This window comes from Kitasatospora sp. NPDC051164, from assembly GCF_044455625.1.
Classification (GTDB): Bacteria; Actinomycetota; Actinomycetes; order Streptomycetales; family Streptomycetaceae; genus Kitasatospora.
On record NZ_JBITFB010000002.1, the window covers coordinates 475,382 to 497,618 of the forward strand.

24 protein-coding genes are annotated in these 22,237 nt (G+C 72.4%); 5 read left to right on the forward strand and 19 right to left on the reverse strand.

All coding sequences use genetic code 11. From position 1 onward, the window contains the following. Positions 1-103 precede the first annotated feature (103 nt). A complete protein-coding gene (locus ACIBEC_RS04700; protein ID WP_360498323.1) occupies positions 104-268 on the reverse strand; it encodes a hypothetical protein in 165 nt (54 codons plus the stop codon). A 182-nt stretch (positions 269-450) separates the two neighbouring features. Here ACIBEC_RS04700 and soxR point away from each other — a divergent pair, with 182 nt between their 5' ends. Then, on the forward strand, positions 451-903 hold the full coding sequence (soxR, locus tag ACIBEC_RS04705) for a redox-sensitive transcriptional activator SoxR (protein ID WP_360498321.1): 453 nt from the start codon (positions 451-453) through the stop codon (positions 901-903). Between the two features lie 107 nt (positions 904-1,010). On the opposite strand, the gene ACIBEC_RS04710 is transcribed toward soxR, so the two are convergent. From ACIBEC_RS04710 to ACIBEC_RS04730, 5 genes are all read right to left on the reverse strand, one after another. Further along, positions 1,011-2,033: an oligopeptide/dipeptide ABC transporter ATP-binding protein gene (locus ACIBEC_RS04710; protein WP_360498529.1), complete on the reverse strand. Its 1,023-nt coding sequence runs from the start codon at positions 2,031-2,033 to the stop codon at positions 1,011-1,013. Positions 2,034-2,047: 14 nt separating this feature from the next. Next, positions 2,048-3,046, reverse strand: coding sequence for an ABC transporter ATP-binding protein (locus ACIBEC_RS04715; RefSeq protein WP_360498319.1), 999 nt, complete (start codon positions 3,044-3,046; stop codon positions 2,048-2,050). Further along, the gene (locus ACIBEC_RS04720) at positions 3,046-4,032 is read right to left on the reverse strand and encodes an ABC transporter permease (RefSeq protein ID WP_360498317.1); all 987 of its coding nucleotides are present in this window, start codon (positions 4,030-4,032) and stop codon (positions 3,046-3,048) included. The genes ACIBEC_RS04715 and ACIBEC_RS04720 overlap by 1 nt, the downstream gene beginning before the upstream one ends. Continuing rightward, on the reverse strand, positions 4,029-4,964 hold the full coding sequence (locus ACIBEC_RS04725; RefSeq protein WP_396287733.1) for an ABC transporter permease: 936 nt from the start codon (positions 4,962-4,964) through the stop codon (positions 4,029-4,031). Before ACIBEC_RS04725 ends, ACIBEC_RS04720 begins: the two co-directional genes overlap by 4 nt. A 163-nt stretch (positions 4,965-5,127) precedes the next feature. Then, on the reverse strand, positions 5,128-6,882 hold the full coding sequence (locus ACIBEC_RS04730) for an ABC transporter substrate-binding protein (protein ID WP_360498316.1): 1,755 nt from the start codon (positions 6,880-6,882) through the stop codon (positions 5,128-5,130). A gap of 165 nt (positions 6,883-7,047) precedes the next feature. Here ACIBEC_RS04730 and ACIBEC_RS04735 point away from each other — a divergent pair, with 165 nt between their 5' ends. Next, positions 7,048-8,499 carry an aminopeptidase P family protein gene (locus tag ACIBEC_RS04735; protein WP_360498314.1) on the forward strand — a complete coding sequence of 484 codons (1,452 nt, stop codon included), beginning with the start codon at positions 7,048-7,050 and terminating at the stop codon, positions 8,497-8,499. Between the two features lie 23 nt (positions 8,500-8,522). Here the strand turns inward: ACIBEC_RS04735 and ACIBEC_RS04740 are convergent, their stop codons facing one another. From ACIBEC_RS04740 to ACIBEC_RS04760, 5 genes are all read right to left on the reverse strand, one after another. Beyond that, positions 8,523-8,852 carry an XRE family transcriptional regulator gene (locus ACIBEC_RS04740; protein ID WP_360498312.1) on the reverse strand — a complete coding sequence of 110 codons (330 nt, stop codon included), beginning with the start codon at positions 8,850-8,852 and terminating at the stop codon, positions 8,523-8,525. Next, the gene (locus ACIBEC_RS04745) at positions 8,849-9,220 is read right to left on the reverse strand and encodes a type II toxin-antitoxin system RelE/ParE family toxin (RefSeq protein ID WP_360498310.1); all 372 of its coding nucleotides are present in this window, start codon (positions 9,218-9,220) and stop codon (positions 8,849-8,851) included. The genes ACIBEC_RS04740 and ACIBEC_RS04745 overlap by 4 nt, the downstream gene beginning before the upstream one ends. Before the next feature lie 100 nt (positions 9,221-9,320). Next, positions 9,321-10,343, reverse strand: a complete 1,023-nt coding sequence (locus tag ACIBEC_RS04750) for a nitronate monooxygenase (RefSeq protein WP_360498308.1) — start codon at positions 10,341-10,343, stop codon at positions 9,321-9,323. Positions 10,344-10,417: 74 nt separating this feature from the next. Next, complete coding sequence (locus ACIBEC_RS04755) at positions 10,418-11,044, reverse strand: response regulator transcription factor (RefSeq protein WP_360498306.1); 627 nt, start codon at positions 11,042-11,044, stop codon at positions 10,418-10,420. Next, positions 11,041-12,273 carry a sensor histidine kinase gene (locus ACIBEC_RS04760; RefSeq protein ID WP_360498304.1) on the reverse strand — a complete coding sequence of 411 codons (1,233 nt, stop codon included), beginning with the start codon at positions 12,271-12,273 and terminating at the stop codon, positions 11,041-11,043. The genes ACIBEC_RS04755 and ACIBEC_RS04760 overlap by 4 nt, the downstream gene beginning before the upstream one ends. Positions 12,274-12,438: 165 nt before the next feature. Here ACIBEC_RS04760 and ACIBEC_RS04765 point away from each other — a divergent pair, with 165 nt between their 5' ends. Both ACIBEC_RS04765 and ACIBEC_RS04770 read left to right on the forward strand, forming a co-directional pair. After that, positions 12,439-13,515 carry an ABC transporter permease gene (locus tag ACIBEC_RS04765; RefSeq protein WP_360498302.1) on the forward strand — a complete coding sequence of 359 codons (1,077 nt, stop codon included), beginning with the start codon at positions 12,439-12,441 and terminating at the stop codon, positions 13,513-13,515. Beyond that, entirely contained in the window at positions 13,512-14,195 is a 684-nt protein-coding gene (locus ACIBEC_RS04770) for an ABC transporter ATP-binding protein (RefSeq protein WP_360498300.1), read from the forward strand. The genes ACIBEC_RS04765 and ACIBEC_RS04770 overlap by 4 nt, the downstream gene beginning before the upstream one ends. Here the strand turns inward: ACIBEC_RS04770 and ACIBEC_RS04775 are convergent. The 4 genes from ACIBEC_RS04775 to ACIBEC_RS04790 form a co-directional block, all read right to left on the reverse strand. Then, positions 14,192-14,350, reverse strand: a complete 159-nt coding sequence (locus ACIBEC_RS04775; protein ID WP_360498298.1) for a hypothetical protein — start codon at positions 14,348-14,350, stop codon at positions 14,192-14,194. The genes ACIBEC_RS04770 and ACIBEC_RS04775 overlap by 4 nt on opposite strands. Positions 14,351-14,370: 20 nt before the next feature. Next, complete coding sequence (locus tag ACIBEC_RS04780) at positions 14,371-14,967, reverse strand: Uma2 family endonuclease (protein ID WP_360498296.1); 597 nt, start codon at positions 14,965-14,967, stop codon at positions 14,371-14,373. A 100-nt stretch (positions 14,968-15,067) separates the two neighbouring features. Then, on the reverse strand, positions 15,068-15,778 hold the full coding sequence (locus ACIBEC_RS04785) for a GntR family transcriptional regulator (protein WP_360498294.1): 711 nt from the start codon (positions 15,776-15,778) through the stop codon (positions 15,068-15,070). A gap of 166 nt (positions 15,779-15,944) precedes the next feature. Then, entirely contained in the window at positions 15,945-16,853 is a 909-nt protein-coding gene (locus ACIBEC_RS04790; RefSeq protein ID WP_360498292.1) for an NAD(P)-binding domain-containing protein, read from the reverse strand. A 106-nt stretch (positions 16,854-16,959) separates the two neighbouring features. On the opposite strand from ACIBEC_RS04790, the gene ACIBEC_RS04795 reads away from it, so the two are divergent. Continuing rightward, the gene (locus tag ACIBEC_RS04795) at positions 16,960-17,589 is read left to right on the forward strand and encodes a TetR/AcrR family transcriptional regulator (RefSeq protein WP_360498290.1); all 630 of its coding nucleotides are present in this window, start codon (positions 16,960-16,962) and stop codon (positions 17,587-17,589) included. Between the two features lie 194 nt (positions 17,590-17,783). Here the strand turns inward: ACIBEC_RS04795 and ACIBEC_RS04800 are convergent, their stop codons facing one another. From ACIBEC_RS04800 to ACIBEC_RS04815, 4 genes are all read right to left on the reverse strand, one after another. Beyond that, entirely contained in the window at positions 17,784-18,698 is a 915-nt protein-coding gene (locus ACIBEC_RS04800; RefSeq protein ID WP_360498288.1) for an ornithine cyclodeaminase family protein, read from the reverse strand. Positions 18,699-18,727: 29 nt separating this feature from the next. Beyond that, the gene (locus ACIBEC_RS04805; RefSeq protein WP_360498286.1) at positions 18,728-19,771 is read right to left on the reverse strand and encodes a proline racemase family protein; all 1,044 of its coding nucleotides are present in this window, start codon (positions 19,769-19,771) and stop codon (positions 18,728-18,730) included. Further along, positions 19,771-21,135 carry an aldehyde dehydrogenase family protein gene (locus tag ACIBEC_RS04810; RefSeq protein WP_360498284.1) on the reverse strand — a complete coding sequence of 455 codons (1,365 nt, stop codon included), beginning with the start codon at positions 21,133-21,135 and terminating at the stop codon, positions 19,771-19,773. Before ACIBEC_RS04810 ends, ACIBEC_RS04805 begins: the two co-directional genes overlap by 1 nt. Positions 21,136-21,196: 61 nt before the next feature. Continuing rightward, on the reverse strand, positions 21,197-22,201 hold the full coding sequence (locus ACIBEC_RS04815; RefSeq protein ID WP_360498282.1) for a proline racemase family protein: 1,005 nt from the start codon (positions 22,199-22,201) through the stop codon (positions 21,197-21,199). Positions 22,202-22,237: the final 36 nt, after the last annotated feature.

A 22,237-nucleotide genomic window follows, 5' to 3' on the forward strand; every position in this document is an offset into this window, starting at 1 on the left:
GACCTCCCGAACGGCAACGTCCCGAACCGCGGCCTCCCGCGCCGCGCATGACGAAGGCCCCGGATCCCCTGACAAAAGGGATCCGGGGTCGGTCCGCGTCCGCTCACCGCTCGAGGCGGCGGGCGGTGGGCGCGGTGGTGGGCGCGGCGGTGGCCGTGGCCGTGGCTACGCCGAGCACGGTGATCGCGGCGATCCCGAAGGTCATGTACCGACCCGAGCCGACCGGGCTGTCCGCGCGCAGGATGACCAGGCCGCCGCCCGGCAGCACGGCGGGAGAAGAGTTCGCGCCACCCGCCGAAGGCCCCGTCGGACGGCGACTCCGTTGGGTAACTGTCCGGCTGGGCAACGGTTGTACCGTTCCTCACGGCAGATGATTCGGCCACGTCCGGTACGCTGAGACTTCAAGACAACTTGAAGTCAAGGAGTCGCCATGACCACCGCGGAGGAGACATGACCACCGCGCCCGTCGACCTGCTGAGCGTCGGCGAGGTGGCCCGGCGGGCCGGGATCGCCACCTCGGCGGTGCGCTTCTACGAGGAGCAGGGACTGATCTCCTCCGAGCGGTCGGCCGGAAACCAGCGCCGCTACCGCCGGCACGTGCTGCGCCGGATCTCGCTCATCCTGGTCGCCAAGCGGCTCGGCATCCCGCTCAGCGAGGTCGCCGAGGTCTTCACCGGCCTCCCGGAGGACCGGATGCCGGGCAAACACGACTGGGAGCGCATCTCGCTCCGCTGGGCCGAGCAGCTCCGCGCCCGCCGGATCGAACTGGAGCGGCTGGAGGGCGAGCTGACCGGCTGCATCGGCTGCGGCTGCGTGTCGCTGCGCCGCTGCCGGGTGCTCAACCCCGGCGACGAGCTGGCCGCCGAGGGCCCCGGCCCGCGCCTCCTGCTGCCCGAGGAGTGAGAGCCGGGGATCGGTTGGAACCCGGTCGGACGCGGCCCTCGTAAGGTTCCCCGCCGCGTCCGACCGGGGGTCTGGATGCCCGGATCACATCTCCGGGAAGTCCCGGCTCACACCTCCGGGAAGTGGCAGGCCGCCTGCCGGGTGCCCGGGCCGGCGATCTGCAGCAGCGGCCGCTCCGTGCGGCACAGGTCCTGCGCCTTGGGGCAGCGCGGGTGGAAGGTGCACCCGGGCGGCGGGTCGGCCGGGCTCGGCGGGTCGCCGAGCAGCACGATCCGTTCCCGGGCCCGCTCGGCCTCCGGGTCCGGCAGCGGTACGGCGGACAGCAGCGCCCTGGTGTACGGGTGCGCGGGGCTGCCGTACACCTCGGCCTTGTCGCCGATCTCGACGATCCGGCCCAGGTACATCACGGCGACCCGGTCGCAGACCCGCTTGACCACCGACAGGTCGTGCGCGATGAACACGTACGCCAGTCCGAGCTCCCGCTGGAGCCGCTCCATCAGGTTGACCACCTGGGCCTGGATGGACACGTCCAGCGCGGAGACCGGCTCGTCGGCGATCACCAGCCGCGGCGAGGTGGCCAGCGAGCGGGCGATGCCGATGCGCTGTGCCTGGCCGCCGGAGAACTCGTGCGGGTAGCGGTCCAGGTGCTCGGGGATCAGCCCGACCAGTTCCATCAGTTCGGCGGCCCGCTTGCGCGCGGCCGTCGCGCTCTCGCCCTGGACCAGCAGCGGCTCGGAGATGATCCGGGACACCGTCTGCCGGGGGTTGAGCGAGGAGTACGGGTCCTGGAAGACCATCTGCAGGTCCCGACGGTGCGGGCGCAGCCGGGCCTGGGAGAGCCCGCCGATCTCGGTGCCGTCGAAGGTGACGGTGCCCGAGGTCGGGTCGAGCAGGCGGACGATCATCCGGCCGGTGGTGGACTTGCCGCAGCCGGACTCGCCGACCAGGCCGAGCGTCTCCCCCGCGCCGACGTCGAAACTGACCCCGTCCACGGCCCGGACCGGCGCACCGGGCCGCCCGGTGCGGCTGCGCCGGCCGGGGAAGGTCTTCACCAGGTCTCGTACGGACAGCAGCGGACCGGTCGGCACGGCATCGGCCGTCGCAGGATCGGTCATCGCAGGATCGGTCATCGCGGCATCGGCCATCACAGCACCCCTTCCGGCACCAGCGGCAGGTGGCAGGCGGCCTGGTGGCCGGGAGTGAGCGGGCCGAACAGCGGTCGATCGGCCAGGCAGCGGGCGTGTTCCTCGGCGGACGCGGCGGTGGTGCGGGCGCAGCGCGGGGCGAAGGAGCAGCCGGTGGCGGGGGCGATCAGCGACGGCGGGGTGCCGGGGATCGCCCGCAGCGGGGCGTCGTCGGTGTCGTCCAGGCGGGGCAGCGAGTCCAGCAGACCGCGGGTGTACGGGTGTGCGGGTTGCGCGAACAGCCGGTCCACCGGGGCCTGTTCGGCCGCCCGTCCGCCGTACATGACCAGGACCTCGTGGGCGACCCGGGCGACCACGCCGAGGTCGTGGGTGATCATCACGACGCCGAGGCCGCGCTCCTGCTGGATCCGGGCGATCAGGTCGAGGATCTGCGCCTGGACGGTGACGTCGAGCGCCGTGGTGGGCTCGTCGGCGATCAGCAGCTCGGGCTCGCAGGCGAGCGCCATGGCGATCATGACACGTTGGCGCATGCCGCCGGAGAACTGGTGCGGGTACTCGTCGACCCGGCGGGCCGGCTCGGGGATGCCGACCTCGGTGAGCATCTCCACCGCGCGGGCCCGGCCCGCCCTGCGGTTGGCCTTGAAGTGCACCCGGTAGTGCTCGGCGATCTGCTCGCCGACGGTGTAGAAGGGGTGCAGGCTGGACAGCGGGTCCTGGAAGATCATCGCGATCCGGCGCCCCCGGACGGTGCCCAGTTCCTTCTCCCCGAGCCCGTTCAGCTCCTGCCCGTGCAGCCGGATCGAGCCGGTGACGGCGGCGCCGCGGTGCAGGCCCATCACGGCGAGCGAGGTGACGGACTTGCCGCTGCCGGACTCGCCGACCAGGCCGAGGGTGCGGCCGGCCTCGACGGCGAAGGAGATGCCGTCCACCGCCCGCACGGTGCCGCGCGGGGTGTCGAAGACGACCCTGAGGTCGTCGACCTCCAACAGGCTGGTCATCAGTACCTCACTCTCGGGTCGACGAACGCGTAGAGCAGGTCGACCAGCAGGTTCGCCGCGACGATGAAGAACGCCGCTAGCAGGGTGACGCCGAGGATGACGGGCTGGTCGGAGCGGCCCAGGCCGTCGTAGAACAGCCGGCCGACGCCGGGCAGGCCGAAGATGGACTCGGTGATGACGGCGCCGGCCAGCAGGCCGCCGAGGTCCATGCCGAAGATGGTGAGGATCGGCGTCATCGCGGAGCGCAGCCCGTGCTTGACCGTGACCGTCCGCGGCGGCAGGCCCTTGGCCCGGGCGGTGCGGATGTACGGCTCGGCCATCGCCTCGATCATCGAGTTGCGGCTCTGCCGGGCGTACATCGCCGCGTACAGCAGGGCCAGGGCGGTCCACGGCAGCAGCAGGTTGGAGGCCCACGCGAGGGGGTTCTCGGTGAACTGGTGGTAGGCCGGGTAGGGCAGCAGCCCGGCCGTCCTGACGACGCCCCAGATCAGCATGATCGAGGTGAAGTAGACCGGCAGCGAGGCGGTGCCGACCGAGAACACCATCAGTGTCCGGTCGAGCGGCCTGCCCTTGTGCAGCGCCGAGGTGATGCCCGCGCCGAGGCCGAGGACCAGCCAGAGCACGGCCGCGCCGAGGGCCAGCGAGATGGAGACCGGCAGCCGGTCGGTCAGCAGGTCCCACACCGGCAGCCCGTACTCGTAGGAGTAGCCGAGGCACGGGAAGCCGCAGTGCACGGTGCTGGGCCCGGAGCCGTAGTCGCGGCCGGCGAAGATGCCGCCGAGGTAGGCGAGGAACTGGTCCCAGATCGGCTTGTCCAGGCCCATCGCCGCCTTGACGTCGGCGAGCCGCTCGGGGCTGCAGGTCTTGCCGCAGGCCGCCGCGGCCGGGTCGTTGGGCAGCAGGTAGAAGATGGTGAAGGTGATGGCGCAGATGGCGAGCAGGATGCCCACCACGCCGAGCAGTCGGCGGCCGAGGTAGAGGATCACGACCGGCCTCCCCGGGGGTCGAGGATGTCGCGCAGCGTGTCCCCGAGGAGGGTGAAGGCGAGCACGGCGAGGAACAGGAAGGCGGTCGGGATCAGGAAGTAGGTCGGGTCGGTCTCGTAGTGGACGATGCTCTCGGCGATCATCTGGCCCCAGGACGGGGTCGGCGGGCGGACGCCCACGCCGAGGTAGCTGAGCGCGGCCTCGGTGGCGATCATGCCGGGGATGAGCAGCGTGGTGTAGGCGATGATCGGGCCGGAGACGTTGGGCAGGATCTCCCGGGTGAGGATCCGCCAGGACCGGGCGCCGCCGACCTTGGCGGCCTCGACGTACTCGCGGTGCTTGAGCGACAGGGTCTGGCCGCGGACCACGCGGGCGATGCCGGGCCAGGTGAACAGCCCGATCACCAGGGTGATCAGCAGGATCCGGTTGACGTCCTTGGCCACCGACATCATCGCGATCATGAAGATCAGCGAGGGGAAGGACATCGTGAGGTCCATCAGCCGGGACAGCAGCGTGTCGGTGCGGCCGCCGAAGTAGCCGGCCGCGATGCCGGCCAGGGTGCCGGCGATCACGACGACGGCGGTCGCGGTGAAGGCGATCAGCAGGGACACCTGCCCGCCGTGCAGCACCCGGGCGAACAGGTCGCGCCCGGTGATCGGCTCGACGCCCAGCCAGTGCCGGCTGCTGATGCCGCCGAAGTCGCCCCGGGGCAGGCCGCCCAGGTACGGGTCGATGGCGCGCTTGTCGAACTCCTCGGGGGTCCAGCCGCCGAGCGAGCTCAGCGGACCGGCCAGCGCGGCGGCCAGGATCAGCACGCCGACCGTGATCAGCCCGAACCGGGCCGAGCCCTTGGCCCACAGCTGGTCCCAGACCAGCCGCCAGGGCCCGCGCCCGGCGGTCTTCGCGGCGCCCGTCGCCGTGGCATCGGCCACGGCAGCGGGCTCTGCAACACTTCGCTCGGCTCCGGCCGCTCCTGATCCGGCGTCGACGCTCCGCGCTCCGGCACTGGCTGCGCTCGCCTGTCGCTCGTCACCGTCGACACCCGCGCGGCCTTCGGCTCCCGAAGGGGTGGTGGTACTCATCGGCGCCGGCCCCTCAGCCCTTGCCCTTGGCGGGGTCCTTGAGGCCGACCACGGCGAGGTCGATCATGCCGGCGTAGCCGGAGTTGCCGAACGCGCCGGCCACGTTGGTGCCCACCAGCAGGGGGCGGCGCTGCCACATCAGCGGGACGGCCGGGGCCTTGGCCATCAGGTCCTGGTCCAGCTGCTGCCAGGCCTTGTTGGCCTCGCTGACGTCCGTCATGGCCGCGATCTGGTCCATCCGGTCCATCGTGGCCTGGTCCTTGAACTGGCTGTAGTTGCCCTGGTTTCCCTTCTCCTTGAGGGTCCGTCCGTCGAACAGGAACGGGAAGAAGGTCGCGGCGGACGGGTAGTCGGGACACCAGCCGTTGATGGTCAGCTCGGGGGCGTTCTTGAGGTCGCCGATGGTGTCGGCGAAGGCGGACGGGTCCACGGTGTTGACGGTGACCTGGACGCCGACCTTGGCCAGCGACTGCTGGATCGCCTCGGCGCGGGTCTTGTCGCCGAGCGAGACGGTGATCGCGACCTTGAGGTCGGTCTTGCCCGCCGCCTTCAGCAGGTCCTTGGCCTTCTCCGGGTCACCGGCCACCGGGACCTTCAGCGGGTCGGCCTTGACTCCGCCGGTCAGCGACGGCGGCAGGTAGGAGGTCGCCACGTCGGTCACCGCCGGGCCGCCGAACGCCGTCACCTGCGCCTCGCGGTCGACCGCCCACATCATCGCCTCGCGCACCTTCGGGTCGTCGAAGGGGGCCTTGGCGGTGTTCATGTACAGCATGTCGGTGCAGCCGGTCTGCTCCGCCACCATGCGGGACTTGACGTCCGCCTTGGGCAGCACCTTGGCGACGCTCTCGTGCTGCATCCAGGGCATGTCGATGGCGTTGGCGTCGGCGCCGTCACTGGCGATGATCCGGTCGTCGGCCTGGCCGCCCTTGATGCCCTGCGTGACCACGATCTTGTCCGGGTACGCCTTGCGGACGGTGTCGGTGCCCTGCTCCCAGTTGGTGTTGCGGACCAGGACCAGCTGCTTGCCGCGGTCGTAGGTCTCGATCTTGTACGGGCCGGAGGAGAACGGCCGCGAGTCGTACTGGGCGCCCTTCTCCTGGGACTGCGGCACCGGGGAGAAGGTCGGCAGGGTGACGGTGTCCGAGAACTCGGCGACCGGGCGCTTCAGGTGGAAGACGATCGTCCTGTCGTCCGGCGTCTCGATGCTCGCCAGGTGCTCGCCGTTCAGCGGGCCCTTGTAGTTCTCGCCGCCCGCCAGGTACTGGATCGCGTAGTCGGGGCCGCCGGTGAGGTCCGGCGAGAAGGAGCGCTCGACGTTGTACTTGATGTCGGCGGACTTGATCGGGCTGCCGTCCTCGTACTTGAGGCCGTCCTTCAGGGTGAAGGTCCACACCTTGCCGCCCTCGGCGGACTTGCCCAGGTCGGTGGCGAGGTCCGGGACGATCTCGCTGCCCGCGGCGCCCGGCTCGGACTTGAAGGTGGTCAGCGTGCGGTAGATCAGCCGGGTGCCGAAGTCCATGTGCGGCACCACCCAGTTGCGGGCCGGATCGAGGTGGGCGAAGTCCTGGTTGGTGAGGACGGTGAGGGTGCCCCCCTTGGCCGGGGTGCCGCCGACGATCGAACCGGACGCCGCGCCCGGGCCCTGACTGTTCGAAGGCCCGGCCGCGTCACCGCCACTGTCGCTCTTGTCGTTCTTGCAGGCCCCGAGGCCGAGGGTGAGGGTCGCCGCGAGGGCCGCCGCGAGGGCGGCGTGGGTGCGCCTGGTCATGTTGCAACTCCGCTGTGGGGGGCCTGATCCGGCCGCTCCGCTGTGTGACCCGTAACATAGTAATGTGAAATTGCACTGCACAAGAGGTGACGCCACCCGTTACCGAGCTGTGTCCGTGCGCGCCCCCTGCCGCACATCTCCCCAGTCCAGCCAAGGAGTTCACCGGTGACCCTCCCCCGGACCGGCCTCAACACCGGGAGCCACGACCTCCCGGTCTCCCCCGCCCTCGCCGCCTTCATGGGCACCCGCTGGGCCCCCACCCCGCTCCCCACCGACCGCCGCGTCCCCGGCCACGACCGCTTCCCCGGCCGCCGCGCCCGCCTCTCCGCCGCCTTCCCCGGCGAACGACTCATCATCCCGGCCGGCCGGCTCAAGGTACGCTGCAACGACCTCGACCACCGCTTCCGCCCGCACAGCGCGTACGTCTGGCTCACCGGACTCACCGGCGAGGACCAGGCCGACCACGTCCTCGTCCTCGAACCCGCCGGCCCCGAAGGCCACGAGCCGATCCTCTACCTGCGCCCCCGCTCCCCGCGCGACGGCGGCGAGTTCTACCGCGACCGCCGCTACGGCGAGTTCTGGGTCGGCCCCCGACCCGACCTCGCCGAAGCCGCCCGGCTCACCGGGATACGCACCGAGCACCTCGACGACCTCGGCAAACTGCTCTCCGGCCCCCAGCCGCCCACCCGGGTCCTGGCGGGCACCGACGCCCTGGTCGACGAGACCACCGGGCGGCGCACGGCCGCCCACGAGGACGGCGAACTCGCCGCTGTCCTCTCCGAGTTGCGCCTGGTCAAGGACGAGTGGGAAATCGGGCAGCTGCAACTCGCCGTCGACCACACCGTCACCGGCTTCGAAGACGTCGTCCGCGCCCTGCCCACCGCGCTGCGCCACCACCGCGGCGAACGCTGGATCGAAGGCGTCTTCGACCTGCGCGCCCGCGCCGAAGGCAACGGCACCGCCTACACCACCATCGCCGCCTCCGGCGCCCACGCCTGCGTCCTGCACTGGATCCGCAACGACGGCGCCCTCGACCCCAACGCCCTGCTCCTGCTGGACGCCGGCGTCGAAACCGACACCCTCTACGCCGCCGACATCACCCGCACCCTCCCGCTCAGCGGCACCTTCACCCCCGCCCAACGCCAGGCCTACGAACTCGTCCTCGCCGCCCAGAGCGCCGGCATCGCCGCCCTACGCCCCGGCGCCCGCTTCCGCGACTTCCACCGCGCCGCCATGCGCGTCATCGCCGAAGGCCTCGCCGACTGGGGCATCCTGCGCATCCCCGCCGACCAGGCCCTCGCCGAGGACAACGGCCTCTACCGCCGCTACACCCTCTGCGGCAGCGGCCACATGCTCGGCCTCGACTACCACGACTGCGCCAAGTCCCGCGCCGACCGCTACCTCGACGGCACCCTCGAAGAGGGCATGGTCCTCACCGTCGAACCCGGCCTCTACCTCCAACCCGACGACGAAACCCTCCCCCTCGAACTCCGCGGCCTCGGCATCCGCATCGAGGACGACCTCGTCATCACCCCGGACGGCGCCCACCTGATGTCGAACGCCCTCCCGAGGACGGTCAAGGACATCGAGTCATGGATGGCGGCCCTCCTGAGCTGACCACCTACGGCCAGGGCGGACGATCAAGCCACCTTGATCGTCCGCTCCCCCTGCCGAACGGTGACCTCCACCTCGCCACCGATGGCAGCGGCATACGCCCGCAGATTGTCCAGGCTGTCCACCTGCCCGTGCTCGATCTGCGACACCCGCGCCTGGCTCACCCCGAGCAGTTCAGCCACGTGCTTCTGCGTGAGTCCGGCCTTGCGCCGCATCTCCGCAAGCTCATACCCCCGAACCTGAGCAAGCATCTCCTGGCGAACCTGCACCCGCCTCGCCTCCGCCTCCGGCGTCGCCAGCTCGGGAAACCGCTTCATGACCTCGGCTCGCACCTCGGTCCAACTACGCCCCTTCATCGGCGCGCTCCGTTCCGTTGCTCCTCGACGTAGTCCGCGTAACGCTTCTCCGCCAGAGGAATCGACTCGTCGTACCACTCCGACCAACGACCGGACTTGTCACCTGCCACGAGGATGATGGCCTCCCTCTCCTGATCGAAGACGAACAGCATGCGCACCTCGCTGGCGCCTGAGGAGCCAGGCCTCAGCTCCTTCAGGTTGTGCAAACGACTGCGGTGGATCCGGTCCACCGCAGGCCGTCCCAGGGTCGGGCCCTCATCGGCCAGCAAGTCCAATGCCTCAAGAACGTTCTCGGCCGTCTTGGGATCGGTCTCGCAGATCTGCAAGTACCACTCCTCAACCGGCGCCAGAAGCGTGATCTCCCACATGCGGCCACATTAAGTTGTGTCTTATACGCTACCGCGTACTTTCCCTCCTAATCCACCCCGGCGGGGGACAACACGCCCCGTCCGGCGCGCGCTGGGCGCGCTACCCCTGCGCGGCCTGCCACAGCTGCGCCACGATCTGCTCCGCCGGGCCGGAGCGGGCCAGGTGGTGGGCCGTGCCGGCCCAGAGGTGCATGGCCGTGGTGTCGGCGCGGCGGGTGGCGGCGGTGCGGAGCGGGGCGGTGAGGTGGTGGACCTCGGGGTAGGCGGGCGGGGCGTACCGGCCGTGGCGGTCGATGAAGGCGTTGCGCAGGCCGCGGGCGGGGCGGCCGGTGAAGGCGCGGGTGACGGTCGTCTCCGGGAGTTCGGTGAGCGCCGCCCGGTGCGCGGCCGAGGCGCCGGACTCGTCGGAGCGCAGCAGGGCCGTCCCCAGCTGCACCGCGACCGCCCCGGCCCGCAGTGCCGCCGCGATCGCCGCGCCGTCGCCGAGCCCGCCGGCGGCGATCAGCGGCAGCGCCGTCACCTCCCGTACGGCGGGCAGCAGTTCGAGCAGCGGCGTCTCCCCCGGCACGTCCGCGATCCGGTGGGTGCCCCGGTGCCCGCCCGCTTCCGGGCCCTGCACGCACAGCGCGTCCATGCCGGCCGCCTCCGCCGCCCGCGCCTCCTCCGGCGTGGTGACGGTCCCGACCTGCAGCGTCCCGGCGGCCCGCAGTGCGGCGGCCTCCTCCGCCGTCGGCAGCCCGAAGGTGTACGAGACCACCGGCACCGGGTCGGCGAGCAGCGCGGCGAGCTTGGCCTCCCAGTCGTCCCGGTCCGGCCCGATCTCCTCCGGCAGTGCCACCCCCCACCGCTCGGCTTCGGGCCGCAGCCGCTCGCGGTAGGCGGCGACGGCCGCCGGATCCCCGGGCGGTGCCGGGACGAAGAGGTTCACCCCGTACGGCCGGTCGCTCGACTTCCGTACCAGCGCGATCTGTTCGCACATCGCCGCGGCGCTCTTGTACCCCGCCGCGAGGATCCCGAGCCCGCCGGCCCGGTTCACCGCGGCCACCAGCTCCGGGGTGGAGGCCCCGCCCGCCATCGGCGCGGCGATCACCGGTACGGCAAGCTCGTCGAGACGCACGGCCATCGGGGGCTCCTCACACTGCTGCGGGCACGGACCGTTTCCCCACCCTACGCTCGGCGGACCGGCCGCCGCGGCCCCTACCGGATCAGCCCGCGTCCCCGCGCCTCCCGCACCGCCGCCGTGCGCGAGTCGACCCCCAACTTGGTGTAGATGTGCACCAGGTGCGACTTCACCGTGGCCTGGCTCAGGTGCAGCCGCTGGCTGATCTGCTGGTTGGTCAGCCCGTCGGCGACCAGCCCCAGCACTTCGGTCTCCCGCGCGCTGAGCGCCGCCGCGGGTGTCCGCATCCGTTCCAGCAGCCGGTCCGCGACGCTGGGCGCCAGTGCGGAGCGTCCGGCGGCGGCCGCCCGTACGGCCTGGGCCAGTTCCTCGGGCGGCGCGTCCTTCAGCAAGTACCCGGTGGCGCCAGCTTCCAGGGCGGGCAGGGTGTCGGCGTCGGTGTCGTACGTGGTGACGACCAGGACGCGTGGCGCGCCCGCGCGGGCGGTGATCGCCGCGGTGGCCTGTGCGCCGTTCATCGCCGATCCGGGCCCGAACTGCAGGTCCATCAGCACCACGTCGACGCCGGCTTCCGCGGCGAGTTCGACGGCCCGTTCGGCGGTCGCCGCCTCCGCGACGATCGCGAAGTCCGGTTCGCTCTCCAGTACCGCCCGTAGCCCGGCGCGCACGACGGGGTGGTCGTCGGCGATCAGCAGCCGGATCACGTCGCCTCCTCGGCTCCGGGAACCACCGGCCCGACGGGCAGTTGCACGGCCACCGCTGTCCCCTCTCCGGGCGCCGACTCCACCGTGAAGGTACCGCCGAGCGTCCGCGCCCGGGCCCGCATCGAGGGCAGCCCGAATCCGCCGTCCGCGCCGGTGCGGCCCGCGACCGCCGCCGGGTCGAATCCGGCCCCGTCGTCGAACACGTCGAGCGCCACCTCGCCCTCCATGTAGCTGAGTGTCACTTCGGCCCGCGAGGCCTTCGCGTGCCGGACGGTGTTGCCGAGCGCCGACTGCGCGATCCGCAGCAGCGCGACCTCCTGCGCGGCCGGCAGCCGGACCGGGTCGCCGGAGACGTGCAGGTGGACGGGCAGCGCGCCGTGCGCCGTCGTCGTCGCGCACAGCCGTTCCAGCGCGACCGGCAGCGGGTCGCTGTCCAGTGCGGGCGGGGTGAGCGCGCGGACGAAGCGCCGGGCCTCGTCCAGGTTGTCCTGAGCGGCCTGCCGCGCCTGCTCGACGTATCCGGCGGCGGCTTCGGTGCGCTCGGGCAGGGCCCGTTGGGCGGCCCGCAGCAGCAGTTGGATGGAGGTGAGGCTCTGCGCGAGGGTGTCGTGGATCTCGCGGGCGAGGCGTTCGCGTTCGGCCAGCACGCCGGCGGTGTGGTGGGCGGCGGCGAGGTCGGCGCGGGCGGCGGTGAGTTCGTCGATCAGCCGGCGCCGTTCTTCGCTCTCCCGGTAGAGCGCCTGGTAGCCGAGCACGGTGGCGGTGGCGACGGCCGCGCCGAGGGCGGGCCCGATGGCGGCGGCGAGGCTGAAGCTGTGCTGGTGCCAGGACCATGCGGCGATCGCCGCGACGGCGGTCAGCCCGACGGCCACGGGCCCGCCGCGCCGACCGAGCAGGTGCAGTTCCAGGAAGTACAGCGGGAACGCCAGCCAGACCCCGTCCTGGGTGGCGACCAGCACGCCCGCCCAGGTGACGCCGAGCAGTGCCAGCCAGAGCGCGGCCGCCCGGCGCGAGCGGCGGACGGCGGCCAGCTGCGGTCCGACGGCGTAGACGGCGCCCATCGCGGTGGCCGCGGCGGCGACGGCGGCCGGGTCGCCGCCGTGGGAGGCGCCGTGGCCGGCGAAGGCGGACCGGGCGACGGCGAGCGCGAGGAGGCCCGCTACGAGCAGGTGCAGGCAGACCTGGAGGACGCGGGCGACAGGGGTGGTTCGGGATCGTTCGGTCGCCATCCGTCCAGCCTAAGTTCCGTTCGCGGTGCCCGGCATCAATCAAAAGGTTGAACTCCGCTTCTGCCCTTTGATGCCCAGGATGCAATCCCCGGCGCGATGCCTCGAGGCCGTGCCGTCCACGACGGTGGGAACGTCGGAAAACACCTGCGCAGAGGAAGGCCCACCGTGTTCGTCGCCTGGAGGGACCTGAGGTTCGCCAAGGGGCGGTTCGCCCTGATGGGGACCGTCATCGTCCTGATCACCGTCCTGGTCGGCCTGCTGTCCGGTCTGACCGCCGGCCTCGGCCGCCAGAACATCTCCGCGATCACCGGCCTGGCCGCCGATCACCTGGTGTTCTCCAAGCCCGCCGACGGACAGCAGCTGTCCTTCACCGACTCCCAGGTCACCCCCGAGCAGTGGCAGGGCTGGTCCCGCGAGCCGGGCGTCACCTCCGCCCAGCCCATCGGCATCACCACCACCAAGGCCGCCGCCGGCACCCGCACCGCCGCGCTCTCCGCCTTCGGCGTCCCGGACGGCTCCGGGCTCGCCCCGCAGGGCACCCTGATCGCCCCCGGCCGGGCGGTGCTGTCGAAGACCGCCGCCGAGAACCTGGGCGGCCTCACCGCCGGCGCCGACTTCACCCTGGCCGGGCACCCGCTGCGGGTCGCGGCCGTCGACGGCGACGCCGCGTACAGCCACACCCCGGTGATCTGGACCAGCCTCACCGACTGGCAGCGGTTCGCCCCCGGCGGCACCGGCCACGCCACCGTCATCGCGCTCACCACCGCGAAGGGCGCCGACCTCGCCGCCGCCGACACCCACCAGGGCACCGTGACCCGCACCCGCGACGACGCCCTCGCCGCGATCGGGTCCTACACCTCGGAGAACGGCTCCCTCCAGCTGATGCGCGGCTTCCTGTTCGCCATCTCGGCGCTGGTGATCGGCGCGTTCTTCACCGTCTGGACGATCCAGCGCAGCGGCGACATCGCCGTCCTCAAGGCCCTCGGCGCCTCCACCCGCTACCTGCTGCGCGACGCGCTGGGCCAGGCCGTCCTGCTGCTCGTGCTCGGCACCCTGCTGGGCACGGCGATCGCGGCGGGCCTGGGGGCGCTGGTCGGCTCCGCCGTCCCCTTCGTCCTGGACGCCCCGACCGTCCTGCTGCCCGCCACCGTCATGATCGCCCTCGGCGCGGTCGGCGCGGCCCTGTCCATCCGCCGGATCACCTCCGTCGACCCGCTGACCGCCCTGGGGAGCGCCCGATGAGTCTCCTGCTCGACCGCATCACCCTCACCTACCCGGACGGCGACGGCCGGCTCACCGCCCTCGACGACGTCTCGCTGACCGTCCCCAAGGGCACCATCACCGCCGTCGTCGGCCCGTCCGGCTCCGGCAAGTCCAGCCTGCTGGCGGTGGCCGCCACCCTGATCACCCCGGACTCCGGGCAGGTCGTCATCGACGGTACCGACACCACGGGCCTCAGCCGGGCCGACCTCACCACGCTGCGCCGCACCAGGATCGGCGTCGTCTTCCAGCAGGCCAACCTGCTGCCCTCGCTCACCGCCGCCGAACAACTCCAGGTGATGGCCCACCTCGACGGCCGCCCGCCGCGCGAAGCCCTCCCCCGCGCCCTGGACCTGCTGGACGCCGTCGGCCTGCGCGACCAGGCCGCCCGCCGCCCGCACCAGCTCTCCGGCGGCCAGCGCCAGCGCGTCAACATCGCCCGCGCCCTGATGAACGACCCCACGGTCCTGCTGGTGGACGAACCCACCAGTGCCCTCGACCACGAACGCGGCGCCGCCGTCCTGGACTTGATCACGGAACTCACCCACCGAAGGGCCACCGCCACCGTCCTGGTCACCCACGACCGCACCCACCTCACGGCCGTCGACCAGATCGCCGAAGTCCACGACGGGAGGCTGACCCTGCCGACGGCGGTGGGTTAGGAGAACAGCTCGTCCACGTTCAGTGCCACCGACGTCCCGGGCAGGGTGAACGACTGCCCGGGCATGCCGCCCGTCCGCAACGGCTCGACCGACACCTCACCACCCAGCACCTCCACCCGGTGCTCGGGGAAGCGCTCGAAGAGAGCCTCGGCCATACCGAGCACGGAGTACGGCACTACTTCTTGGCAGTCAGCACGTCGTCCACCGACAGTGTCACCGACGCGCCGATCGACTCCGGCAACGTGAACGACTGGCTCGGGTGGTGGACGGCGTGCACCCGGTACTCGCCATCTCGTGGCTCGGTAAGAACCATGACCTTCAGGTTCTTACGGTCGACGATGACGTAAACGGGCACTCCCGCTTCGGCATAGATTCCCGGCTTGATCTTGACATCAGATAGATGGTTGGAGGACGTGACCTCTACGACCAACCGAAAAACCGCCGGATCATAGCAATGATGCTCGATCAGATGGTCCCGATAGTCGGCATCCACAAGAGACAGATCGGGAATCGCGTAATCGGACGGGCCTCCTGGCAGCCACATACCCATCCCCTGGACCACTCGAGATGTGTCACCGTGAAGCCCTGCAGCCCACAACGGGATCATGAGGTCCGTGAGCGTTTCCCCGTGCGGCCCGTCGGGAGGCGGCGTCACTGTGATCTGTCCTCCGAGGATCTCGACCCGGTGCCCCACGAACTGCTTGGAGATCAGCTCTGCGGTTTCGAGCAGCGTCTGCTGCTCGAACGGCTCTTCCACTGCTGCGGCGGACATGGAATTCCTCCTGGCTGCCGATGTCGAGAGCATCATCGTAGAGCCCGGGCGCCCCCCGACGCCCGATCCTCAGTCTTCACCCGAACGGGCGGTTTAGCCCCTACCGGGCGCGCAGGCGCAGCGCCGGCCGCTCCGGCTCCGCCGCCTCGTCCTGGCCGGCCCAGAGCGAGCGGACGTGGCTGAGGTGGCGGGTCATGCAGGCCTCCGCCGCCGCCACGTCGCCCGCGATCATCAGGTCGAGCAGTTCCAGGTGCTCCTCCGCCGAGGAGACCAGCTCGCCGCGCTCGTCGAGCCGGTTGAGCCCGTACAGGCGCGAGCGCTTGCGCAGGTCGCCGACGACGTCGACCAGCCGCGCGTTGCCCGCGAGCCCCAGCAGGTCGAGGTGGAACTGCCGGTCGGCCTCCAGGTAGCCGATCAGGTCGTGCTTGCGTGCGGCCGCGACGATCGCCTCCGCCTGCGGGCGCAGCCGCTCCAGCTGCTCCTTCGTCGCCGTCTGCGTGACCCGGCCGACGGTCGGGACCTCGATCAGAGCGCGGATCTCGGTGTAGTCGTCCAGGTCGCGCTCGGTGAGTTCGGTGACCCGGAAGCCCTTGTTGCGGACGGCCTCGACGAGGCCCTCGCGGGCGAGGTCGAGCATGGCCTCTCGGACGGGGGTGGCGGAGACGCCGAAGTCGGCGGCGAGGGCGGGCGCGGAGTAGACGACGCCGGGGCGCAGCTCGCCGGAGATCAGAGCCGCCCGGAGCGCGTGGGCGACCTGGTCGCGAAGCCGCTCCTGGACGGAGATCAGGGTGCGGGGTTTGAGGTCGGCCATGGTGTTCCTCCGGGTGGGTGCAGAACACCAGTGTACAATGTCACGTTACGTTGAGTACGCAACAGTCCGCGATTCAAACAACCCGTCAGCCGCCGAAACCCATGGTGGCAGCGGCCGCCGACCGTGACAACGGCCGACGGCACACGATCTGCCGCACGGGACCGGGCTACGCCCGGCGGAACTGCCCGACCAGCGCGGTCAGGCTCGCCGCGCCGTTGCCGCTCTCCACGCCGCGCCGGAACGCCTCCGCCAGCAGCGCCGGCAGTGCGCCGTCCACTCCGGAGGCCTCCGCGGTGTGCCGGACGTGCTCGATACTGGCGAGCGCCATCGCCATCCGGTCGACGTCCCCGCGGTGGTCCCCAGCGGTGATCCGCGGCGCGTAGAACGCCTGGAAGCCGGGGAGCGAGGCGGCCGTCGAGCTCAGGTACGGCAGGAACTCCTCGGCCGAGATGCCGTTGGCTTCGGCGATCGCCGTGGCATGCAGGTAGCCGACCATGGAGGTCCAGAACAGGTCCATCTGGATCTGGTAGTACAACTGCGCCAGCCCGGGGTCGTCGCCCCGGTAGTCGGCCCCGGTGAGGACCTCCAGGGCAGCCCGGTGCCGCTGGAACAGCTCGACCGGGCCGCTGTAGAAGGTGGACGACTCGGGGCTGCCGATGCCGGACGGCGGCGCCTGCACCCCGCCGGTCAGGTGTCCGGCCCCGTGCTCGGCGAGCCGGCGGGCGGCCTCGCGGGCCCGCCCGGGGGTGTCGGAGCTGAGGTTGACGACGGCCTTGCCCTTGAGCACGGCCGGGTCCAGCGACTCCAGCACGGTGAAAACCGCGTCGTAGTCGGTGAGGCTGAGGACCACCAGCTCGTTCGCCGCCACCGCCGCTTCCGCACTCGACGCCAACTCCGCACCCCTGGCGACCGGTTCATCGGCCCGCGCGGCCGTACGGTTCCACACGGTGACGGCGTACCCGGCGTCCAGGAACGCCCCGGCCATGGCCTGCCCCATCGGGCCGAGCCCGATCACCGTCACCGATCGCTCCGGCTGCCGCTCCGGCTGCTGCTTCGACTGCTGCTCGACGGACATACGTCTACCCCTCCGCTGGAACGAACGCTCTATCCAGAGCGACGAAGCTGACGCTAACACAGCTCTGGAACGAACGCTCTATTCATATTTCGGCTAGGATCACGCCGTGAAGACGCCCGAGACGCCCGAGACGCCCGAGACGCCCGAGAAGACCACCACCGTCGGCACCCGCGAGCGGATCGTCCGGGCCACCTCCCGGCTGCTGCAGCGCCAGGGGTACGAGGGCACCGGGATCAAGCAGATCTCCCGCGAGGCTGAGGCCACCCTCGGCTCCGTCTACCACTTCTTCCCGGGCGGCAAGCAGGAGTTGGCCGCCGAGGCGATCCGGCACGGAGACAAGGAGTTCGCCGTCCTGCTGCGCGCCGGACTGGACTCCTCGGCGGACCTCGGCGAGGCGATGACCGCCTGTACCCGGATGCTCGCCACCGAACTGCGCGCCTCCGACTGGCAGGACGGCTGCCCGATCACCACCACCGCCCTGGAGACGGTCGGCCGGGTACCGGTGATCGAGCAGGCCGTGACCGAGGCCTTCGCCAACTGGCGGGCCATCGTGGAGGAACGGCTGCGCGCCGCCGGCATCGACGCACAGGACGCCCGCGAACTGGCCGGCACGGTGATCAACATCCTCGAGGGCGCCGAGCTCGCCGCGCAGGTCGCCCGCAGCGAGGAGCCCCTGCTGGTCACCGGCAAGCACCTGGCCCGCCTGCTCGCCACCTACACCCGCGACCAGGGCTGAGAACGCGAAGAAGTCGGCCCGGCGGGGGATCCCTTCCCGCCGGGCCGACTTCAGCTTCACAACTCCCGACCAGCGTCAGGAGCAACGGACTTGCCGATCGAGGCAGCGCCGTACCACGGCCGTCCGAACAACCGGACCGCCAGGACCGGGCCCAGCGGCCGACCCGCTGCGGCCGGGCGGCCTCGACCGACCCGCTACGACGCCTGGCCGCCGCCCGCCCGGTACACCTCCGCCGCGACCGCGAGGTCCTCCCACGCCATCCCGACGCTCTTGAAGAACCGCGGCCGCCCGGTCGGCACCAGCGCGTCGCCGCGCACCAGTTCGGCGAGGTTCCACACCTGCCGTCCGGCCACGCCCGCCATCAGCAGGTCCCCGGCTTCCCGGGCCGCGACCGACCGGGCTTCCACGTACAGCTCGGCGCGTCCGACGAGCGCCTCGTCGACCTCCCGCGCGTCCGGCTCGTGCGAGCCGACGGCCGCCACCGCCGCGTGCGCGGGCACCAGCGCGCCGTCGAACAGCGGCGTGCGCGCGGTGGTGCAGCAGACCACCAGGTCCGCCTCCGCGACCGCCGCCGGCCCGCCGACGGCGGCCGTCAGCCCGAGCTGCTGCCCGTACGCGACCAGCGCCGCGGCCCCCTCGGCCCGGCGTGCGACCACCGTGAGCCGGGTCAGCGGCCGCACGGCCAGCAGCGCGTCCAGGTGCCCGTACGCCTGCGGCCCGGAGCCGAACAGCACCAGGTGTTCGGCCTCCGGCACCGCCAGCCGTCGCAGCGCGGCGGCGGTGACGGCCGGCGTGCGCAGTGCGGTGAGCGCGGCGCCGTCCAGCAGCGCGAGCGGTTGCAGGGTGGGCCCGTCCAGCAGCAGGTAGCTGCCGGTGATCCGGGGCAGCCCCCGTTCCGGGTTGGCGGGGGCGACCCCGGCGATCTTCACGCCCGCGTACGGTCCGGCGGCGGCCGGCATCAGCAGCAACTCGCCGGCCGGCACCGGTACGGCGGACCGGGCGGGTGCGGCCTCCGGGTCGAACCCGTCCAGCAGCACCCGCTCGATCGCCCCCACCGCCCCGGCGGGCCCGACTCCGCCGGTGCCCGGTACGGCGTACTGGAGCGGCACAACCGCCCTACCGGGACTTGCAGTTGGACTCACAGGAGGAACCCCGTCCCCAGTTCGTCGCCCGGCTCCAGGACGAAGCCGTGCTCGCCGGTGCGGCAGGCCGTCCCGCCGACCTCGGTGACGACGCCCTCGCCCAGCGGGTCACCGCCCGGGAGCACCCGGCCGGTGAACACCGTGCCGATGACGGACTCGTGCCGCAGCGGCTCCCCCGGCGCCAGCCGTCCCTCGGCGGCGAGCACCGCGAGCCGGGCGGAGGTGCCGGAGCCGCAGGGCGAGCGGTCGATCTGCCCGTCCGCGAAGACGGTCACGTTCCGCTGGTTCAACACCTCTTCCAGCGAGGGGAGTTCGCCCGGCGGGAGTTCGTCGTAGAGGATCACCCCGTACACCCCCGACAGCCGGGGGTCGGTGGGGTGCGCCACGGCCTCCGTGCCGGCCAGCGCCGCCCTGATCTCCCGCCCCACGGCGGTGAGTTCGGGCAGCTGAGCGGGTTCCACGGCCAGCCCCAGCGAAGCGGCCGGCACCGAGGCGTAGCAGGCGCCGGAGTGCGCGACCGCGACCTCCACCGTTCCGCGCGAGGTCTCCACCGGCAGTTTCAGCGCGCTCACCCGGGTGGGCACGTTGCGGAAGGTGACGCCGGTGGTCCGCCCGCCGGCCCGGTGCACCAGCGCGGTGACCCGGCCGGAGGGCACGTCGATCCGCACCCGCGCCACGCCGTCCTCGGGGGCGGCCACCAGTCCGGAGTCGACCGCCCAGGCGCCGAGCGCGATGGTGCCGTGCCCGCAGGCCGTCGAGTAGCCGTCCTTGTGCCAGAACAGCACGCCCAGGTGCGCCTCGTCGTCGTCCGGCGGCACCAGGAATCCGCCGTACATCCCGGCGTGGCCGCGCGGCTCGCGGGTGAGCAGCTGCCGGACCTCGTCCAGCGCGCTGGGGCGGGGCGCGGTGGCGCTGCCGCCGGCGCCGAGCGCGATGGCCCGCCGTTCGGCGACGGTGTCGCCGGGGATCACGGGCGCGCCGTCCAGCACGATCCGGAACGGCTCGCCGGCGGTGTGGTAGTCGACGGTGCGGACGTACATCAGGCGCCTCCGCCGGGCAGCACGCTGACGGTCCGGCTGACGGTGTAGAAGTCCAGTGCGGCCTGGCCCTGTTCGCGTTCGCCGTGGCTCGCGCCCTTGGCCCCGCCGAAGGGCAGGTGGAAGTCGACGCCGCTGGAGGGGGCGTTGACCCGGATCATGCCCGCGTCCAGCCGGTCGGCGGCGGCCAGCGCCACGTCCAGGCTGCCGGTGTGCACCGAGGTGGAGAGGCTGTGCGGGGTGTCGTTGGCGAGCGCGATCGCCGCGTCCAGGTCGGCGGCGGCGTGCAGCACGGCGATCGGGCCGAAGAACTCCTCGCGGGCCAGCGGGTGTTCGGCCGGCACGTCGGCGAGCAGGGTGGGCTCGACGTACCAGCCGGCCCGCTCGGGCACCCCGCCGCCGGTGAGCACGTTCGCCCCGGCTTCGACGGCCGAGCCGACGGCGCGGGTGAGCCGGTCCCGGGCGCCGGAGTTGACCACCGGCCCGCACACCGAGTCGTCGACCGCCGCCAGCGCCTTGACGAGGGCCTCGCGCAGCGGCTCGTACGCGGCGCCGACCGCGATCACCCGGCTGGTGGCGGTGCACTTCTGCCCGGCGTACCCGGCGATGGCAGCCGCGATGTGGCCGGCGGCCTGGGCGATGTCGGCGTCGGGAAGCACCAATGCGGCGTTCAGTCCGCCGAGTTCGGCCTGCACCGGCACCCCGCGCTCGGTCGCGGCGCGCACCACGGCGCGGCCGACCCCGGTCGAGCCGGTGAAGGAGACCACGTCCGCCGCGTCGACCAGCGCCGTGCCCTCCTCCGCCCCGCCGGGCACCACCGTGAACACCTCGGCGGGCAGCCCGGCGGCGAGAGCCAGCTCGGCGAGCCGCAGCGCGCACGCCGTCGCCTCGGGGGCCGGCTTGAGAACCACCGTATTGCCCACCGCCAGCGCCGGAGCGGCCTTCCAACTCGGGATCGCCAGCGGGAAGTTCCACGGCGCGATCAGCCCGGCCACCCCGTACGGGCGGCGCCGGGTGAGCAGCAGGCCGGGCCCGGCGGCGGTCTCGTGCACCGCCCCGGAGGGCGCGTACGGCGCCTGCGCGTAGTAGCGCCAGATCGCGGCGGTCCGGGCGACCTCGCCGCGCGCCTCGGCGAGCGGCTTGCCGACCTCGCGCACGATCAGCGCGGTGAGTTCCTCCGCGTGCGCCTCGACCGCGTCGGCGATCCGGCCGAGTGCCGCCGACCGGGCGCCCGCGCCGGCCGCGAGCCAGCCGGCCTGCGCCGTCCGGGCCCGCCCGACGGCGGCCCGTACGGCCTCGGCGCCGGGTTCCTCGACGGCGACCACGAGGTCGTCCGGGTCGGCGGGGTTGTACGAGGTGATGGTCACGACTAGCAGCCCTTCAGGGAGGTTCAGAGCGGGAAGCCCGCCGGGTCGGAGCAGGCGGGGCTTACAGCAGGAACCCCGCCGGGAACGGGTCGCTCGGGTCGAGGAAGTACTGGGCGGTGCCGGTGACCCAGGCCCGCCCGGTGACGGTGGGCACCACGGCGGGCCGCCCGGCCACCTCGGTGCCCTCGACCAGCCGCCCGATGAAGGTCGTGCCGATGAAGGAGTCGTTGCGGAAGTCCTGCCCGAGCGGCAGTTCCCCGCGCGCGTGCAGCTGGGCCATCCGCGCCGAGGTGCCGGTGCCGCAGGGCGAGCGGTCGAACCAGCCGGGGTGGATGGCCATGGCGTGCCGGGAGTGCTCGGCGGTGGAGCCGGGGGCGAGCAGCTGGACGTGGTGGCAGCTGTGGATGGACGGGTCCTCCGGGTGGACCGGCCGGTCGGGGCCGGCGTTGATCGCGTCCATCATCGCGAGGCCCGCGTCCAGGATCTCCTGCTTGCGCTCGCGCTCGAAGGGCAGCCCGAACTCGGCGAGCGGCAGGATGGCGTAGAAGTTGCCGCCGTACGCGAGGTCGTAGGTCACCGTGCCGTAGCCGGGCACCTCGATCTTGCGGTCCAGCGCGACCGAGTAGGAGGGCACGTTGCGGATGGTCACCGCCTTGGCGGCGCCGTCCTCGACGTGCACCTCGGCGATCACCAGCCCGGCCGGGGTGTCCAGCCGTACGGTGGTGACCGGCTCGACGACCGGCACCATCCCGGTCTCGACCAGCACGGTGGCGACCCCGATGGTGCCGTGCCCGCACATCGGCAGCAGCCCGGAGACCTCGATGTAGAGCACGCCGAAGTCGGCGTCCGGCCGGGTGGGCGGCTGGAGGATGGCGCCGCTCATCGCCGCGTGGCCGCGCGGCTCGTACATCAGCAGGGTGCGGAAGTGGTCCAGGTGCTGCTGGAAGTGCACCCGGCGCTCGGCCATGGTGGCGCCGGGGATGACGCCGAAGCCGCCGGTGATCACCCGGGTCGGCATGCCCTCGGTGTGCGAGTCGACGGCGTGGAACACGTGACGGCTGCGCATGGGTCACAACTCCCGTACAGGTTCTGGTGGTTGATG

Excerpts from the sequence above, each read along its gene's own strand:
- ACIBEC_RS04715 (WP_360498319.1), bottom strand. The coding sequence starts at position 3,046 with ATGACCAGCCTGTTGGAGGTCGACGACCTCAGGGTCGTCTTCGACACC.
- soxR (WP_360498321.1), top strand. The coding sequence starts at position 451 with ATGACCACCGCGCCCGTCGACCTGCTGAGCGTCGGCGAGGTGGCCCGG.
- ACIBEC_RS04780 (WP_360498296.1), bottom strand. The coding sequence starts at position 14,967 with ATGTCCGCCGCAGCAGTGGAAGAGCCGTTCGAGCAGCAGACGCTGCTC.
- ACIBEC_RS04760 (WP_360498304.1), bottom strand. The coding sequence starts at position 12,273 with ATGGCGACCGAACGATCCCGAACCACCCCTGTCGCCCGCGTCCTCCAG.
- ACIBEC_RS04745 (WP_360498310.1), bottom strand. The coding sequence starts at position 9,220 with ATGTGGGAGATCACGCTTCTGGCGCCGGTTGAGGAGTGGTACTTGCAG.
- ACIBEC_RS04740 (WP_360498312.1), bottom strand. The coding sequence starts at position 8,852 with ATGAAGGGGCGTAGTTGGACCGAGGTGCGAGCCGAGGTCATGAAGCGG.
- ACIBEC_RS04770 (WP_360498300.1), top strand. The coding sequence starts at position 13,512 with ATGAGTCTCCTGCTCGACCGCATCACCCTCACCTACCCGGACGGCGAC.
- ACIBEC_RS04805 (WP_360498286.1), bottom strand. The coding sequence starts at position 19,771 with ATGTACGTCCGCACCGTCGACTACCACACCGCCGGCGAGCCGTTCCGG.
- ACIBEC_RS04750 (WP_360498308.1), bottom strand. The coding sequence starts at position 10,343 with ATGGCCGTGCGTCTCGACGAGCTTGCCGTACCGGTGATCGCCGCGCCG.
- ACIBEC_RS04710 (WP_360498529.1), bottom strand. The coding sequence starts at position 2,033 with ATGACCGATCCTGCGATGACCGATCCTGCGACGGCCGATGCCGTGCCG.
- ACIBEC_RS04790 (WP_360498292.1), bottom strand. The coding sequence starts at position 16,853 with ATGTCCGTCGAGCAGCAGTCGAAGCAGCAGCCGGAGCGGCAGCCGGAG.
- ACIBEC_RS04730 (WP_360498316.1), bottom strand. The coding sequence starts at position 6,882 with ATGACCAGGCGCACCCACGCCGCCCTCGCGGCGGCCCTCGCGGCGACC.
- ACIBEC_RS04785 (WP_360498294.1), bottom strand. The coding sequence starts at position 15,778 with ATGGCCGACCTCAAACCCCGCACCCTGATCTCCGTCCAGGAGCGGCTT.
- ACIBEC_RS04775 (WP_360498298.1), bottom strand. The coding sequence starts at position 14,350 with ATGGCCGAGGCTCTCTTCGAGCGCTTCCCCGAGCACCGGGTGGAGGTG.
- ACIBEC_RS04815 (WP_360498282.1), bottom strand. The coding sequence starts at position 22,201 with ATGCGCAGCCGTCACGTGTTCCACGCCGTCGACTCGCACACCGAGGGC.